The sequence below is a fragment of the Chelativorans sp. YIM 93263 genome (assembly GCF_028767125.1).
Classification (GTDB): domain Bacteria; phylum Pseudomonadota; class Alphaproteobacteria; order Rhizobiales; family Rhizobiaceae; genus Chelativorans.
Window position 1 is genome coordinate 793,433 of the sequence record NZ_JAKCWP010000001.1, and the last position, 16,013, is coordinate 809,445.

At 61.4% G+C, this 16,013-nt stretch carries 13 protein-coding genes; 4 read left to right on the forward strand and 9 right to left on the reverse strand.

The window, feature by feature from the left end:
* Positions 1-11: 11 nt before the first annotated feature.
* The 5 genes from LY631_RS03890 to LY631_RS03910 form a co-directional block, all read right to left on the reverse strand.
* Positions 12-839, reverse strand: coding sequence for a dipeptide ABC transporter ATP-binding protein (locus LY631_RS03890; RefSeq protein ID WP_274423790.1), 828 nt, complete (start codon positions 837-839; stop codon positions 12-14).
* Positions 839-1,690 (reverse strand): ABC transporter ATP-binding protein, encoded by an 852-nt coding sequence (locus LY631_RS03895; protein ID WP_274423791.1) that lies wholly within the window; start codon positions 1,688-1,690, stop codon positions 839-841. Before LY631_RS03895 ends, LY631_RS03890 begins: the two co-directional genes overlap by 1 nt.
* A 1-nt stretch (position 1,691) precedes the next feature.
* Positions 1,692-2,546 (reverse strand): ABC transporter permease subunit, encoded by an 855-nt coding sequence (locus LY631_RS03900; protein ID WP_274423893.1) that lies wholly within the window; start codon positions 2,544-2,546, stop codon positions 1,692-1,694.
* 84 nt (positions 2,547-2,630) lie between these two features.
* The gene (locus LY631_RS03905; RefSeq protein WP_274423792.1) at positions 2,631-3,635 is read right to left on the reverse strand and encodes an ABC transporter permease subunit; all 1,005 of its coding nucleotides are present in this window, start codon (positions 3,633-3,635) and stop codon (positions 2,631-2,633) included.
* A gap of 63 nt (positions 3,636-3,698) precedes the next feature.
* Positions 3,699-5,294 (reverse strand): ABC transporter substrate-binding protein, encoded by a 1,596-nt coding sequence (locus LY631_RS03910; RefSeq protein WP_274423793.1) that lies wholly within the window; start codon positions 5,292-5,294, stop codon positions 3,699-3,701.
* Positions 5,295-5,526: 232 nt separating this feature from the next.
* Here LY631_RS03910 and LY631_RS03915 point away from each other — a divergent pair, with 232 nt between their 5' ends.
* Positions 5,527-6,078, forward strand: coding sequence for a DUF924 family protein (locus tag LY631_RS03915; RefSeq protein WP_274423794.1), 552 nt, complete (start codon positions 5,527-5,529; stop codon positions 6,076-6,078).
* Between the two features lie 78 nt (positions 6,079-6,156).
* A complete protein-coding gene (locus tag LY631_RS03920; RefSeq protein ID WP_445082826.1) occupies positions 6,157-8,214 on the forward strand; it encodes a long-chain-fatty-acid--CoA ligase in 2,058 nt (685 codons plus the stop codon).
* 39 nt (positions 8,215-8,253) lie between these two features.
* On the opposite strand, the gene pgi is transcribed toward LY631_RS03920, so the two are convergent.
* On the reverse strand, positions 8,254-9,891 hold the full coding sequence (gene pgi / locus LY631_RS03925) for a glucose-6-phosphate isomerase (protein ID WP_274423796.1): 1,638 nt from the start codon (positions 9,889-9,891) through the stop codon (positions 8,254-8,256).
* A gap of 165 nt (positions 9,892-10,056) precedes the next feature.
* Here pgi and pdxR point away from each other — a divergent pair, with 165 nt between their 5' ends.
* Positions 10,057-11,550, forward strand: coding sequence for a MocR-like pyridoxine biosynthesis transcription factor PdxR (gene pdxR, locus LY631_RS03930; RefSeq protein ID WP_274423797.1), 1,494 nt, complete (start codon positions 10,057-10,059; stop codon positions 11,548-11,550).
* Between the two features lie 4 nt (positions 11,551-11,554).
* Here pdxR and LY631_RS03935 read toward each other — a convergent pair whose 3' ends face one another.
* The gene (locus LY631_RS03935; RefSeq protein WP_274423798.1) at positions 11,555-13,357 is read right to left on the reverse strand and encodes an IlvD/Edd family dehydratase; all 1,803 of its coding nucleotides are present in this window, start codon (positions 13,355-13,357) and stop codon (positions 11,555-11,557) included.
* Between the two features lie 122 nt (positions 13,358-13,479).
* Here LY631_RS03935 and LY631_RS03940 point away from each other — a divergent pair, with 122 nt between their 5' ends.
* Entirely contained in the window at positions 13,480-13,953 is a 474-nt protein-coding gene (locus LY631_RS03940; protein WP_274423799.1) for an SRPBCC family protein, read from the forward strand.
* A 4-nt stretch (positions 13,954-13,957) separates the two neighbouring features.
* On the opposite strand, the gene LY631_RS03945 is transcribed toward LY631_RS03940, so the two are convergent.
* Together LY631_RS03945 and LY631_RS03950 are read right to left on the reverse strand one after the other, a co-directional pair.
* Entirely contained in the window at positions 13,958-15,112 is a 1,155-nt protein-coding gene (locus LY631_RS03945) for an Mrp/NBP35 family ATP-binding protein (protein ID WP_274423800.1), read from the reverse strand.
* A gap of 62 nt (positions 15,113-15,174) precedes the next feature.
* Positions 15,175-15,987, reverse strand: coding sequence for a molybdopterin-synthase adenylyltransferase MoeB (locus LY631_RS03950; protein ID WP_274423894.1), 813 nt, complete (start codon positions 15,985-15,987; stop codon positions 15,175-15,177).
* Positions 15,988-16,013: the final 26 nt, after the last annotated feature.

A 16,013-nucleotide genomic window follows, 5' to 3' on the forward strand; every position in this document is an offset into this window, starting at 1 on the left:
CGCACGACCCTTTACGCTGCCCGCTTGGCGAGCCTTTTGCGGATGCTCTCGACATCGGCACGCGGCGTGGCGGCGAAAAGTGTCTTGGTGTAGTCGTGCTTCGGGTCCGCGAAGACCTGATCGCGCGTGCCGTATTCCACCGCCTCGCCGAAATACATCACCATCACCTCGTCCGCGATATAGCGCACCACTGACAGATCGTGGCTGATGAAAACGTAGGTGAGACCGAACTCCTCCTGCAGATCGGCAAGCAGATTCAAAACCTGCGCTTGCACCGAAAGATCGAGCGCGGAGACCGGCTCATCGAGCACCAGAAGGCGCGGGTTCAGCATGAGCGCCCGAGCGATCGCGATGCGCTGGCGCTGACCGCCGGAGAACATGTGCGGATAGCGATTGAAATGCTCCGGCGCGAGCCCGACCTTGGTCAGCATCTGCATGGCGCGGTCGCGCCGCTCCGCCGCGGGAACATCCGAATTGATGATGAGCGGCTCCATCAAGACGTCGCCGATCTTCTGTCGCGGATTGAGCGAGCCATAGGGATTCTGGAACACGATCTGCACCTTGCGGCGCAGCGCGGACGTTAGCCCCTTCTTCGCGATATCAACTTTCTCGCCGTCGATAAGAAGCTCGCCCGCAGTCGGTGCATCGATCATGGTGATCATGCGCGCGAGCGTCGATTTTCCGCAGCCCGACTCGCCGACGATAGCGAGGGTCTTGCCCTTTTCCAGTGTCAGGCTCACGCCTTTCACCGCGTGAATGGTCTGAGTCTTTCCGAACAGCCCGCCGCCGATGTGATAGTCGCGGACGATATCTCTCGTTTCCAGAACGGTCTCGCTCATCAGGCCCCTCCCGTAGAAGGCGTGTTCTCGAGGTCGAAATCGGCCACTGTCGGCAGCCGGTCGCCCGTGGCGTTCTCGGGGAGTGCGGACAGAAGCGCCTTCGTATAGGCGTGCTTCGGCGATTCGAACAGAGTGAGCACATCCGCCTCCTCCATCTGCCGCCCCATATATTGCACGATGACACGGTCGGCCGTTTCAGCCACGACCGCCATGTCATGCGTGATCAGGATCAGGCCCATGCCGGTCTTCGCTTGCAGGTCCAGAAGCAGGTCGAGAATCTGTTTCTGGATCGTGACATCGAGCGCTGTTGTCGGCTCGTCGGCGATCAGGAGCTTGGGGCCGCAGGCGAGCGCTATTGCGATCATCACGCGCTGACACTGGCCGCCGGACATCTGGTGTGGGAATGAGCCGAGCCGCCGCTCCGGATCGGGCAGGCCGACCGAATGGAAAAGCTCGACAGCGCGCTGGCGGCGCGCCTTGCGGTCCAGGTCGGTGTGCGTCTTGAGCGTCTCCTCGATCTGGAAGCCCACCGTAAAACATGGATTGAGGCTGGCGACCGGCTCCTGAAAGATCATCGATATGTCCTTGCCGACAATCCTGCGACGGTCTGAGGGCGAAAGGTTGAGGATGTCGCGCCCCTGAAAGGTCATGCGGTCGGCCTTCACGGTCGCCGTCCAGGGCAGGAGGCCCATGACGGCCAGCATGGAAACCGACTTGCCCGATCCGGACTCGCCTACAATTGCCAGCACCTCGCCTGCTTCAACGGAAAGCGAGACGCCGTCGACCGCACGCAATGTGCCGCCGGACGTGTCGAACTCGACAGTAAGGTTTTCGATTTCGAGCAGAGCCACTTCAGGACCTCTTCAATTTCGGATCCAGCGCATCGCGCAGGCCGTCACCCACCAGATTGATGGCGAGCACAGTGATCAATATGGCCAATCCCGGGAAAGTGACCACCCACCAGGCGCGCAGGATGAATTCACGCGCCTCGGCCAGCATCGTGCCCCATTCCGGCGTTGGCGGCTGCGCGCCCATGCCCAGGAAGCCAAGTGCCGCAGCATCGAGAATGGCGGTGGAAAAAGAAAGCGTGGCCTGCACGATCAGCGGCGCCGTGCAATTCGGCAGGATGGTCTTGAACATCAGCCGAAAGCGCCCGGCGCCGGCGACCCTCGCAGCCGTGACATAGTCCCGCCCCTTCTCAGACATGACGGCGGCGCGTGTCAGACGCACGAAATGCGGTTGGAGCACCAATGCAATGGCTATCATCGCGTTCATCAGCCCCGGCCCCAGGATCGCCACCAGCACGAGCGCCAGCAGCAACGACGGGAATGCGAGGATGACATCCATCAGCCGCATGACGGCGACGTCGATCACGCCGCGGAAATACCCGGCGAACACGCCGATGGTCACCCCGACCGTCACCGACAGCGTCACCACGACGAGGCCGATGAACAACGAGAACCGCGCACCGTAAAGCAGCCTGGAGAGGATATCCCGGCCGATGGCGTCCGTGCCAAGTACGTATTGCCAGGTTCCGCCCGCCTCCCAGACAGGCGGAACGAGAAGGGCTCCGCGGTTCTGCATGCTGGGGCTGTGGGGCGCGAGCACGGGCGCCAGAATGGCGATGATGACAATCGTCGTGAAGATGAAGAGACCGATAACTGCACCACGGTTCTGCCTGAAGTAATGCCAGAACTCCGCCAGCATGGCGCGGCGCGTGGCAGCGACCGCGGGGCCGCCTTCCAAGCCTATGGCAGCATCAGCTTGTTTCGGATTCGTCTGGGCCATGAGTCAGTGCCTGATTCTCGGGTTCACCAGACCGTAGAGGACATCTACGATCAGATTGACGAGCATGATGATGCCGGCGATCAGAAGCAGGCCTCCCTGCACCACCGCATAGTCGCGCTTGAAGACACTATCGACCATCCATTTGCCGATGCCCGGCCAGGAGAAGATAGTTTCCGTCAGAATTGCGCCGGCCATCAGCACACCGATCTGCAAGCCGATGGTCGTGATGACTGGGATGAGCGCGTTACGAAGCGCATGAAGCCCGATTACTCGGGCTGGAGGCAGGCCTTTCGAGCGGGCGGTGCGCACATAGTCCTCTCCCAGTACTTCCAGCATTGCCGAGCGGGTCTGCCGCGCAATCACCGCAAGCGGGATGGTGGCCAGAACGATAGAGGGCAGCACGAGATGCGAGAGGGCCGATCTGAAGGCGCCATCCTGGCCCGACAGCAGGCTGTCGATCAGCATGAAGCCGGTGACGGGCGGAAAGAAGTAGAGCAGCGATATGCGGCCCGAGACGGGCGTCCAGCCCAGGATGCCGGAAAACAGGATGATCAGGAGAAGACCCCACCAGAAGATCGGCATTGAGTAACCGACGAGCGCCGTGCCCATGATGGACTGGTCAACCCACGAGCCGCGCTTGACCGCAGCAATGACGCCGAGAGGCACGCCGAGGAAGACGGCCAGCGTGATCGCGCAGAGCGACAGCTCAAGCGTTGCCGGGAAGAGCGTGAAGAATTCGTCCAGAACGGGCCGCCGGGTGACGACGGACGTTCCCAGGTCCCCGTGCAGCAATCCCCAGAGATAATCTAGATACTGCACGATGATCGGCCTGTCGAAGCCGTAAGCTGCCTGCAGCTCGGCATAACGTTCTGCCGAAATACCCCGCTCGCCGGCGAGCATCATGATGGGATCGCCAGGCAGCAGGCGAATAAAGGCAAAGGCGACGATGGAAACTCCAACGAACGTTGGAATCAGCAACGCCAGCCGGAACAAAAGGAACCGGAGCATGAAACAACAATGACCGGCGACGGATCGCGCCGCCGCCGGTTCCCAATCCTAGTTTGACTCGGACTACTCGGCCAGATCGACGCCTTCGAATGCGTGCCCGCCGAGCGGATCCATCTTATAGCCCTCAACCTCGTTGCGCATGGGCATGAAGACTGTCGAATGAGCAATGGTTGCCCAGGGGGCTTCTTCCTTGAAGATCACCTGAGCCTGCTCATAGAGTTCAGCCCGTTCTTCCTGGGACTGCAGCGTCTTGGCTTCCTGAACGAGATCGTTGAACTCCTCGTTGCACCACTGGGCGCGGTTTGCGCCGCCTACGGCATCGCAACCGAGCAGCACGGCGAGGAAGTTGTCCGGGTCGCCATTGTCGCCCGTCCAGCCGAGAAGCACCGCGCCATCGCGATCCTCTTCCTTGGAGCGTTCGAGATATTCGCCCCACTCATAGGAGACGATCTCGACATCGACACCGACATTGGAGAAGTCCTCCTGGATGAGTTCGGCCATGCGGCGGGCGTTCGGGTTGTATGGACGCTGCACCGGCATCGCCCAGACCCTCATGGACAGGTCCGTCACGCCGGCCTCTTCCAGCATTTCGCGCGCCGCATCGGGATCATAGGGATCGTCCTCGACAGCGTCATTATAGGACCACATGGTCGGCGGAATCGGATTCTTGGCGATCTGGCCGCTGCCCTGGAAGACTGCCTCGATGATGGCTTCCTTGTTGATGGCCATGTTCAGCGCCTTACGGACTTCCTTTTGGTCGAAAGGCTCCTGCTGCGTGTTGTAGGCCAGGTAACCGACGTTCAGGCCTTCCTGTTGCATAAGAGTGATATCGGAGTTCTCTTCGAGGCTCTCGACATCGGCTGGATTCGGATAAGGCATGATGTGGCATTCGCCGGCAAGCAGCTTCTGCTGCCGCACGGAAGCTTCCGTGGTGATGGAGAACACCAGGTCGTCGATCGGCTGGCGACCGTTCCAGTAATTCTCATGAGCCTGATAGCGAATGACCGCGTCCGGCTGATAGGCGACGAACTGGAATGGACCGGTTCCGATGGGCTGCTGATTCAGGTTGCCCTCATTGCCGGCTTCGGCGAGCTGGTCAGCATACTCTTTCGACATGATAGAGGCGAAGTCCATCGCCAGATTGGCGATGAAGGGCGCCTCCGGCCGCGTCAGCGTAAACTTCACAGTCATGTCGTCGACCTTTTCGATGGACTCGATCAGGTCCGGCATCGACATGGCATTGAAGTACTCCCAGCTCGCGCCGCTGACGTAATCGTGGAAAGGGGCATCTTCCTGAAGCTGACGATTGAACGAGAACAGCACGTCATCGGCGTTGAATTCCCGCGTCGGCGTGAAGAAATTCGTCGAGTGGAACTGCACGCCCTCGCGCAGATGGAAGGTGATCTCCAGCCCGTCGTCGGAAACTTCCCAGCTTTCGGCAAGGCCGGGCACCGTGTTGGTCGTGCCGGGTTCGAACTGGACGAGCCGGTTGTAGACCGCCTTGGATGACGCATCGAACGTCGTGCCGGCAGTATAAAGCGCGGGGTCGAAGCCCTCTGGGCTGCCTTCCGAACAATAGACGAGCGTTTTCGCGGCGGCGGCACTGCTCATGGCCGTAGCAGCCATCAACGCAGCCGCAAATGTCAGTTTCATTTTCATAGGGATCTCCCTGATCTTATATGAGCCGTTCCCACCGGCTCTTGGAACATCCATATAATCAGAGTTCTTTCGGTGAGAAAACTCTTTCGAAGAAGTTGACGCAAGAAAATTTCGCCGCGACGATTGCGTCGAAATGTCCCCTGCCGGTGCAGGCACTTCTCCCCACATTTGATGGGGAATGGCATGGGCGAAATCATCGTATAACGTGGCGGGAATAAACGAGGAGGTATTTATGTCCAGCGCGTGGGTCGAAGAGATACTGTCCTTCTGGTTTGATGAGACCGGGCCCGAAGGCTGGTTCGGAGGCGACGGCGAACTCGACGAAACGATACGCCGCCGGTTCAGCGATCTCTACGAAGAACTCAGCACCAATGCGCCGAAAGAGGTAGACGATGATCCGCGCGCCGCATTGGCGGCAATCATTCTGTTCGACCAATTCCCGCGCAACATGTTCCGCGGCTCCGCGAAAGCTTTCGCCACGGACGATCTTGCCGCGCGCATCGCACGCGAGGCGGTGAGCAAAAAACTGGACGAAGCGGTGGAGCCGCGGCAGCGTTTCTTTTTCTACATGCCTTTCGAGCACTCCGAAGTCTACGCCGACCAGGAGCGCGCGGTCATGCTGTTCAAGTCGCTCGGTGACGAGGAAGCGCTCCGTTATGCCGAAGAGCACCGTGACATTGTTCAGAATTTCGGGCGGTTTCCCCATCGCAATCGGGCGCTCGGACGCAAAAGCACGCCGGAGGAGTCGGCATTTCTTGAAGAGCACAAGGGATTCGGCCAATGACCCTTGCCGGGCAGGCCGTACACACCGTAATCTGAGAACTCGCGAATAAGGGTGCCGCACGGAGCGATTGTTCGGGGGATGCGGAACCCTTTTTCCATTTGCAGGGAGGGAAAATTGGCCAAACGCGAAAGCAAGAGCGAGAACGCCGAGGTTAAGTCCGAGACGGCGAAATCAAGCAAGGCGAAGGGTGGCAAAAGCGCCGCTGCCAAGGCCACCGACAAGAGCACGACGAAAGCTGCCCAGTCCACGCCGGCGCGTTCCAAGCCCAGAACGGCGAAAACCGAAAGCCAGTCCAAGACCTCGAGCAGCCGAAAAACAGAAACCAAACCTGCGGCGGCCTCGAAAAGCACCCCGAAGAAGACAACCAGCAAGCCCGGCACGAAAACCGCTGCCAAGAAGACCGCCGCGACGAAAGCGAAGAAGCCCGCAGCGTCATCCGCCAAGACGACAACCACCGGGCGCCGTTCCGCCACACCCAAGAAGCCGTGGCTGAAAAGCTATCCGGCGGGAATTCCCGCTGACATCGGGCCACTGAAGCACAACTCCGTGGCCGACCTTTTGAGCGAGGCCTGCCGCGACTACGCGGCGCGGCCGGCTTTCACCTGCATGGACAAAACGATCACCTATGGCGAGCTGGAGAAGACCTCGCGGGATTTCGCCGCCTATCTTCAGGCGCTCGGGCTGGAGAAGGGCGCGCGCGTGGCCGTCATGATGCCCAATGTGCTGCAGTATCCGGTCACCATGATGGCGATCCTGCGCGCGGGCTATGTGGTCGTGAACGCCAATCCGCTCTACACGGCGCGCGAGCTGGAGCATCAGCTGAAGGATTCGGGCGCGGAAGCGATCGTCATCCTCGAAAATTTCGCCAAGACTTTACAGGTCGCAATCGGGAAGACCGATGTCAAGCATGTGATTGTCGCCACCATGGGCGACATGCTGGGGCTGAAAGGCCATGTGGTAAATCTGGTCGTGCGGCATCTGAAGCGGATGGTTCCTGCCTGGTCTCTGCCGGGCCATGTGCCCTTCAACCAGGCGCTGCGCGAGGGCGCTTCCGCCCAGCTCTCGCCGGTCGACATCGGGCCCGACGATCTCGCCTTCTTGCAATATACGGGCGGAACGACCGGAGTGGCCAAGGGAGCCATGCTGCTTCATCGCAATGTGCTCGCCAATGTGGTGCAGAACGAGATCTGGCTGAAGTCCTCCTATCTCGACAGGCCGGAGCCGGAGCGCTCGATCTACATCTGCGTGCTGCCGCTCTACCACATCTACGCCATGACCGTGAACGCATTGACCGGCGTCAAACTCGGGGCGCAGAATATCCTCATCACAAATCCGCGTGATATCCCGGCACTGGTGAAGGAGCTTGGCAAATACCCCTTCAACGTTTTCGTCGGCCTCAACACGCTCTTCAAGGCCCTGCTCAACAACGAAGAGTTCCATAAGCTCGATTTCAAAAAGCTCGATTTCACGCTGGGCGGCGGCATGGCCGTGCAGCGCTCCGTCGCCGAGCGGTGGAAGAAGCTGACCGGCCACACCATTCACGAGGGATACGGTTTGTCGGAAACCTCGCCCGTGGCCACCGTCAACCGCCTCGACAGCGATGAGTTCACCGGGTCGATCGGCCTGCCACTGCCATCCACCGAGGTGGCGATTCGTGATGAGAAAGGGCGCGATGTGAAGCTCGGCGAAGTGGGCGAGCTTTGCATTCGCGGACCGCAGGTCATGGCCGGCTACTGGAACCAGCCGGAAGAGACGGCGAAGGCCATTATGCAGGACGGCTTTTTCATGACCGGCGACATAGGCGTTATGGACGAAACCGGGCACGTGAAGATCGTCGACCGCAAGAAGGACATGATCCTCGTCTCCGGCTTCAACGTCTATCCGAACGAGATCGAAGATGTCGTCGCGCACCATCCCGGGGTTCTGGAAGCGGCGGCCGTGGGTGTACCGGACGAGCATTCCGGCGAAGTCCCGAAGCTCTTCATCGTCAAGAAAGACGCAGCGCTGACGGAACAGGATATTCTCGACTACTGCCACAAGGAACTGACCGGATATAAGCGGCCGAAGCACGTGGAATTCCGCAGTGAACTGCCTAAATCAAACGTGGGCAAAATCCTGAGGCGCGAATTGAGGTAGGGTTTAAGCCCCCTCTTGAGGAGGGGGCAAATCCTCCGATTACGAGCGCCTCAATGCGTCGACACGCGCGACCAGCCCTGCCGTGGAGGAATCCCGGCTGCCGGCGTCTTTTTTGCCCTCCACGATGGGCAGAAGCTCCGTGGCCAGTTCCTTGCCGAGCTCCACGCCCCATTGGTCGAAAGCGTTGATCCCGAAGAGTGCCGCCTCCACGAATACGCGATGCTCGTAAAGCGCGATCAGCCGGCCGAGTGCGAAGGGATCGAGCGTGCCATAGAGAATTGTGAGCGAGGGCCGGTTTCCCGGGAAGACGCGGTGCGGCGCGAGCTTTTCGATTTCGGCTTCGCTCGCACCCTTGGCGAGGAGCAGCGCCTTTGCTTCTTCCTGCGTACGGCCCTTCATCAAGGCTTCCGACTGAGCCAAACAGTTAGCGACCAGTAAATCGTGATGATGCTTCAGGTCCGGCTCGTGCCCGTTCGCGGCCAGGATGAACTCGACCGGGATGACGTCGGTGCCCTGATGCAGAAGCTGGAAAAACGCATGCTGCCCGTTCGTGCCGGGCTCGCCCCAGACAAGCGGTCCCGTTGGCGTGGAAACCGGTGCTCCGTCCAGCGTGACGCGCTTGCCGTTCGATTCCATGTCGAGCTGCTGGAGATAGGCCGGTAGGCGGGCGAGCCGCTGGTCATAGGGAATGACGGCACGCGCGGGATAGCCGCAGACGACGCGGTGCCAGAAGCCGATGAGGCCGAGCAGCATCGGCATGTTCTCGTCGGCGGGTGCTTCGCGGAAATGCCGGTCCATGGCTTCCGCCCCGGCAAGAAAGCGGCGGAAGTTTTCCGGGCCGATGGCGATCATGATCGGCAGTCCGATGGCTGACCACAGCGAATAGCGCCCGCCAACCCAGTCCCAGAAACCGAAGACACGCGCCTGATCGATGCCGAAGGCCGCCACCTTATCGAGCGCGGTGGAGACGGCAGCGAAATGATCGCCCACCGCTTCCGCCCCCAGCGCGCCGGCCATCCAGCGCCGCGCCGTCTCGGCGTTGGTCATGGTTTCGACCGTCGTGAAGGTCTTCGAGGCCACGATGAAGAGCGTGGTTTCCGGATCAAGGGCCTTCAGCGTGTCGGCGATATGCGCCCCGTCAACGTTGGAGACGTAGTGAAGGCGCGGGCCGTCATGATAAGGGGCAAGCGCGAGCGTCGCCATGGCGGGGCCGAGATCGGAGCCTCCAATACCGATATTCACCACATCGGTGAAGGTCTTCCCGGTAGCGCTCTTGAGCCCTCCCGAGCGCACGCCATCGGCAAACGCGCCCATGCTGGCGAGCACGGCTTCCACATCCGCCGCCACGTCCTTGCCATCCAGGATGACGGAACTGCCGGGGGCGTTGCGCAGCACCGTGTGGAGCACCGCCCGGTCCTCCGTGGTATTAATGTGCTCGCCGGCAAACATGGCCTCCCGCCGCTCGGCGACACCGCCCGCTTCCGCCAGGCTCGCGAGCAGACGCAGCGTCTCCTCGTTCACCGCGCACTTGGAAAAGTCGAAAAGCAAGTCGTCAAACGTGACGGAAAAACGGGAGAAGCGCTCGGGGTCGGCCGAAAAGGCCTTCCGCAGATCGAAATCCTCATTGTCCCGGCGATGCTGGCGCAATGCGTCCAGCGCTTTTTCATATGCGCTCATGTCCTGCTTCTCCTTGGGTGGCAAGCGGGAATTTAAAGACTGTTATGGACTTGGGCTAGGCGAATGTGAAGCGCCGCGAAAGCCGCGCTTTGGTGCAATTTCTTGGTCCAGGGTTGCGGCGCGAAGGTCATATGGATAGGTTCTCCGCGCTGGAGGTCTATTTTCATGTCGACCAGGAACGATACAGCCCTTTGGGCAGGTCTGTTCAAGATATCACCTGATTCGGGCCAGACATTGCAGGCGCAAATTCGCCAGGCAATCGTGGCGGCGATTCTCGATCGGCAGATCGCGCCCTCGATGCCGCTCCCCTCCTGCCGTATCTTGGCGGAGAAGCTGGGCGTGGCGCGCGGCACGGTGGTGCTTGCCTTTCAGCAATTGGTTGATCAGGGATTTCTGGTCGCGCGTGAGCGGCGGGGGCACTTCGTCAACCCGGAGATCCTCGCCAGTCCGCCGAAGCCAGCGCACAAGAATTCCCGCCCGGCAGCACAAATCGACTGGAAGGCGCGGCGGCAGACGGCGGCAAGCGACATGCCCGAGCCGCTGAAACATGAAAACTGGATGGAGGCGGCCTATCCGTTCGTCTATGGCCAGTTTGACCCGACACTCTTTCCCACCGCCGAGTGGCGCGAGTGCAACCGCATGGCGCTCGCCGTTTTGGAAATCCGAAACTGGGCGGCGGATATGGTCGATCGTGACGACCCGCTTCTGATCGAGCAGATCCAGGCACGGCTCCTGCCCCGGCGGGGTATTTTTGCCAATCCGGACGAAATCATCATCACGCTCGGCGCTCAGAATGCTCTCTACATGCTTTCCAGGCTCCTGATGAAGCGCGGCGCGAAAGTGGCCATGGAAAACCCGGGTTACCCCGATGCGCGCTCGATCTTTCAGCTCGCCGGAGCCGAGATCCTGCCCGTTCCGGTGGACGAAAACGGCATGGATGTCGACGCCATCCCCCCGGAGGCGGATTTCGTCTTCACAACCCCGAGCCACCATTGCCCGACCATGATCTCGCTCAGCCGTAAGCGCCGGGAAGCGCTCTTGGCGAAGGCGGAAGAAAACGACTGGATCATCATCGAGGACGATTATGACAGTCAATTGGTCGATGAGACGCCGCAGGAGGCGCTGAAGGGGCTCGATTACACGGGGCGGGTCATCTATCTCGGCTCCATGTCGAAGACGCTCGCCCCCGGCTTGCGGCTCGGCTACATGGTCGCCCCGGCCGAACTCGTCTCGGAAGTGCGCGCGCTGCGGCGTTTCATGCTCCGCCATCCTCCGGCGAACAACCAGCGCGCCGTGGCGCTGTTCCTTTCGCTCGGCCATCATGATGCGCTGGTCAGGCGTATCTCCGCCGCGTTCGAGGAACGTCGCAGGACGCTTCTGGAGACGGTCAGCAGATATCTGCCCGACTGGGAGGCTGCGAACGTGCCAGGCGGCACATCCATCTGGCTCAAAGGACCGGCGGGCACGGACACGACCGCGCTTGCGCGCGCGGCCAGGGCACGGGGCGTGATTATCGAGCCAGGAGCGCGATTCTTCGACGGGATTGAGCCGCCGTCACGTTATATGCGACTCGGCATTTCTTCCATCGGGCCCCAGCAGATCGAACCAGGCGTGCGCGAACTGGCCTCGGCGCTCTCCCGGCGTTCAAAGGCGGCATAGCGCCTCAGTGATTATGCCGCGGCGTGCCCTTGTTGCTGGCAATTTTCTGATATCGGGTGGCCGGTTTCAGGACCATTCCGTTTGCGAGTTGGTCAACCATCGAGCGCTGGATTTCCTGCCAAGGCGTCTGGTGGTCCGGATAGGCGTAGCCGCCCGCTTCGGCCAATTCTGACCGGCGTGCCTCCAGTTCCTCCTCGTCAAGAAGAACGTTCGCGCTGCCCTTTCGCAAATCGATGCGGATGCGGTCCCCGGTCCTGAGGAGTGCAAGACCGCCGCCAACCGCGGCTTCCGGAGAGGCGTTAAGAATGGATGGAGAGGCCGAGGTGCCGGATTGGCGGCCGTCGCCGATGCAGGGCAGGCCGTGTATGCCTTGTGTGATGAGATAGTCCGGCGCGCGCATGTTCACCACCTCCGCCGCTCCCGGATAGCCGACCGGGCCCGCGCCCCGCATGACCAGAATGCAATTCACGTCGATTGCAAGCGCCGGGTCGTCGATGCGCTCGTGAAAATCCTCCGGCCCGTCGAAGACGACCGCCCTGCCTTCGAACGCCTCCGGATTCTGCGGATCGGACAGATAACGCCTGCGGAACTCGTCCGAGATCACGCTCGTTTTCATGATGGCGCTGTCGAAGAGATTGCCCTTGAGATTGATGAAACCGGCATTTTCCATCAGCGGATCGGAGACGGGACGGATGACCGTCGTATCGATATTGGAAGCGGTCCGGCAGTTCTCCTCGAACGTACGGCCATTCACTGTTGCCGCTTCCGGATGCGGCAGGAGATTCGCCTTCATCAGCTCCGCCACCACGACAGGCACGCCGCCGGCACGATGAAAGTCCTCGCCGAGATATTCGCCGGCCGGCTGCATATTGACGAGGAGCGGGATGTGGTGACCGAGCTGCTGCCAGTCATCATTGTCGAGCGGCACACCGAGATGCCGCGCGATGGCGTTGAGGTGAATGGGGGCGTTGGTGGAGCCTCCAAGGGCGGAATTGACGACGATTGCGTTCTCGAACGCTTCGCGCGTCATGACATCGGAGGGTTTGAGATCCTCGTGAACCATCTCCACAATGCGGCATCCGGTACGATAGGCCATCTGGCCGCGCTCGCGGTGGGGCGCAGGAATGGCCGCGGATCCGGGAAGCTGCATGCCCAGCGCTTCGGCCAGAGAATTCATGGTCGAGGCCGTGCCCATCGTGTTGCAGAAGCCGACGGACGGCGCCGATGCGGAGGCAAGTTCCATGAACTGCTCGTAGGTGATCTCGCCTGTGGCGAGCCGTTCACGCGCTTCCCAGATGATCGTGCCGGATCCGACACGCCGACCGCCGTACCAGCCATTGAGCATCGGGCCGACCGAAAAGGCGATGGCGGGAATGTCGACTGTCGCCGCGGCCATCAGCAGTGCCGGTGTGGTCTTGTCGCAGCCGATAGTGAGTACGACACCATCGAACGGGTAGCCGTAGAGCGCTTCGACAAGGCTGAGATAGGTCAGGTTCCGGTCCAGCGATGCCGTAGGCCGCTTGCCCGTCTCTTGGATCGGATGGCAGGGAACCTCGAACGGTATACCGCCGGAAGCCTCAATTCCCGCGCGCAGCCTTTTGGCAAGCTCGACATGATGCCGGTTACAGGGCGAGAGGTCCGAGCCGGTCTGCGCGATTGCGATGATCGGCTTGCCGGATTGCAATTCCTCGCGCGTCAAGCCGTAGTTGAGATAGCGCTCGAGATAGAGCGCGGTCATCGCCGGATCGTCGGGGTTGTTGAACCACTCTTGCGAACGGAGGCGTTTTTTCTGGCTGCTTTGAGTCATGCTGTGAAAACCTTCCGATGGTGTGCCGATGGATATTGCATCGGCGGGGCCACGACAAGGCTGGATGGACAACGGTTGGCGACTGCGATACCCAAAGACTGAATTCCACGGAGGGATACGCCATGGCGATGGTTATCGAAGGCGAAGAGCGAATCGAAGCGCCGGTCGAGACGGTGTGGCAGGCACTGAACGATCCGGATGTGCTAAAGGATTGCATACCCGGCTGCCAGGAACTGGAAAAGAAATCCGACACCGAATTTGCCGCCACGGTCTCACTCAAGATCGGCCCTATCAAGGCCAAGTTCAACGGCCAGGTGGAACTGACCAATCTGAACCCGCCCCATTCCTATACGATTTCAGGCGAGGGCAAAGGGGGCGTCGCAGGATTCGCAAAGGGCGGCGCGGACGTCTCGCTGAAAGCGGACGGCCCGGACACCACGATCCTCAGCTATGAGGCAAAGGCGGACGTGGGCGGCAAGATGGCCCAGCTCGGCGGCCGTTTGATCCAGTCCACGTCGAAGAAGCTCGCCGGTGAATTCTTTTCCAACTTCAATGCCCGGGTGAGCGGGACGGGGGAAGAAGTACAGACGGCCTGAGCGTTTACTCGAACACGACTGACGGAGCCGATTGCGTCTCGGCTTCGGCCTTCAGCCGTTCATACACCTTCCCGGCTATCTCGCGATAGGTCTGGGCCTGTGCGCCATCCGGGTTTGAGACGACGACCGGCGTGCCGGCGTCCGAGGTCTCGCGCACGTCCATGGTCAGCGGCACCTCGCCCAGGAAAGGCACGCCCAGCCGGTCGGCTTCGGCCTTGGCGCCGCCATGACCGAAAATCTCATAGCGCCTGCCGGTATCGGGGGCGAGGAAGTAACTCATGTTCTCGACGATGCCGAGGACGGGCACGTCCACCCGGTTGAACATGTTGAGCCCCTTGCGAGCGTCGATCAATGCCAGATCCTGCGGTGTCGAGACGATTACCGCCCCCGCGAGCGGCACCTGCTGGGCCATGGTGAGCTGAGCGTCACCCGTTCCGGGCGGCATGTCGACCACCATCACGTCGAGCGGACCCCATTTCACATCGCGCATGAGCTGACGCAACGCGGTCATCACCATCGGCCCGCGCCAGATCATCGGCGTTTCCTCTTCAACGAGAAAGCCGATCGACATGACCTGAAGCCCGTGCGCTTCCATGGGCTTCAAGGTTTTGGAATCGAGCATTTCGGGCTTGCCGGTGAGGCCGAGCAGCCGCGGCATGGAGGGGCCGTAGATATCGGCATCCAGAATGCCGACTTTCAGCCCGAGCGCGGAAAGGCCGAGAGCAAGATTCACTGCCGTCGTCGATTTGCCGACGCCACCCTTGCCGCTCGCAACGGCAATGATGGCTTCGACGCCTGGAATGCCGGCCTTGCCCGATTGCTGGCCTTGGGGTCCGGCGGGGCGCCCCTGCGGCTGCGCCGGTTTCGGCGGTTGCGGACGCGGCTCGGGCGCGGCACCCATGCCGCCGCCCTGTTTTTCCGCGGTCAGCGCCACCATCGCCGCCTTGACACCGGGCACCGACTGAGCCGCGTTCTCCGCCTCCGCGCGCAAGGGCTCCAGTTCCCCGGCCCGCTCGGCGGGCACCGTCAGGGAAAAAAACACCTTCTCGTCGGCAATGAAGATTTCGGAGACAAGGCCGAGCGAGACAATATCTCCCTCGAGATCGGGATCCCTGACGGTCTTCAGCTTCTCGATTACGGCTTCGCGGGTGACTGGCATGGCTAACTCTTGTTGGCTTACGCCTGCCACATAGTCATGTATTGCGCAAATACCAAGCGCGTCTACGGCTTATCACCACGACGGGCGTCATCCGACCCTATTTCGTTTCGCTCTTTCGGCCCGTAGCGCATGGTCTCGAAGCGGGCCGACAGCGCATCGTATAGCAGAAGCCGGCCGACCAGCGGTGTGCCGATCCCGGTGATGAGCTTGATGACTTCCATGGCCTGCAGCGTGCCCATGACGCCTGTCAGCGCGCCAACGATACCGGCCTCCGCACATGAGGGCACGAGCCCCTCCGGCGGTTGGCTCGGGAAAAGATCCCGGTAGGACGGCAAGGCTTTGCCCTCGGCGTTCATCTCGAACGGTTTCAAGACGGTGAGTGAACCGTCGAACCGGCCGACCGCCGCCGTCACCAGCGGCACGCGGGCCTCGGCGCAGGAATCGGCCAACGCGTAGCGCGTGCCGAAATTGTCGGAGCCGTCCACTACCACGTCATAGCCGCCCACCAGCGCCTTGGCATTCTCCGCATCCAGCCGCAGCAGGTGGGTCTCCACGCGCACATGCGGGTTGAGCCGGGCGATCGCCGCCTTCGCGCTTTCAGCCTTGGCCGTGCCAACGGCATCTGTGTCATGGATGATCTGGCGCTGCAGATTGGTCAACGCAACCGTGTCGTCATCGACGACGCCGAGCGTGCCAACGCCGGCGGCCGCCAGGTATTGCAATACGGGCGCACCCAGCCCGCCGGCGCCCAGCACCAGGACGCGGGCGCGCTTCAGCTTCTGCTGGCCGGCGCCGCCGATCTCCGGCAGCACGATGTGCCGTGCGTAGCGCTCCAATTCTTCAGCGGAAAGAACGATCTGTGGCTGTTCCGTCATGGGCCGAGCATAGAGACTGACGACGC

Excerpts from the sequence above, each read along its gene's own strand:
- LY631_RS03935 (WP_274423798.1), bottom strand. The coding sequence starts at position 13,357 with ATGACTCAAAGCAGCCAGAAAAAACGCCTCCGTTCGCAAGAGTGGTTC.
- LY631_RS03910 (WP_274423793.1), bottom strand. The coding sequence starts at position 5,294 with ATGAAAATGAAACTGACATTTGCGGCTGCGTTGATGGCTGCTACGGCC.
- LY631_RS03900 (WP_274423893.1), bottom strand. The coding sequence starts at position 2,546 with ATGCTGGCGGAGTTCTGGCATTACTTCAGGCAGAACCGTGGTGCAGTT.
- LY631_RS03920 (WP_445082826.1), top strand. The coding sequence starts at position 6,157 with ATGCGGAACCCTTTTTCCATTTGCAGGGAGGGAAAATTGGCCAAACGC.
- LY631_RS03905 (WP_274423792.1), bottom strand. The coding sequence starts at position 3,635 with ATGCTCCGGTTCCTTTTGTTCCGGCTGGCGTTGCTGATTCCAACGTTC.
- LY631_RS03950 (WP_274423894.1), bottom strand. The coding sequence starts at position 15,987 with ATGACGGAACAGCCACAGATCGTTCTTTCCGCTGAAGAATTGGAGCGC.
- LY631_RS03940 (WP_274423799.1), top strand. The coding sequence starts at position 13,480 with ATGGCGATGGTTATCGAAGGCGAAGAGCGAATCGAAGCGCCGGTCGAG.
- LY631_RS03945 (WP_274423800.1), bottom strand. The coding sequence starts at position 15,112 with ATGCCAGTCACCCGCGAAGCCGTAATCGAGAAGCTGAAGACCGTCAGG.
- LY631_RS03890 (WP_274423790.1), bottom strand. The coding sequence starts at position 839 with ATGAGCGAGACCGTTCTGGAAACGAGAGATATCGTCCGCGACTATCAC.
- pgi (WP_274423796.1), bottom strand. The coding sequence starts at position 9,891 with ATGAGCGCATATGAAAAAGCGCTGGACGCATTGCGCCAGCATCGCCGG.
- pdxR (WP_274423797.1), top strand. The coding sequence starts at position 10,057 with ATGTCGACCAGGAACGATACAGCCCTTTGGGCAGGTCTGTTCAAGATA.
- LY631_RS03915 (WP_274423794.1), top strand. The coding sequence starts at position 5,527 with ATGTCCAGCGCGTGGGTCGAAGAGATACTGTCCTTCTGGTTTGATGAG.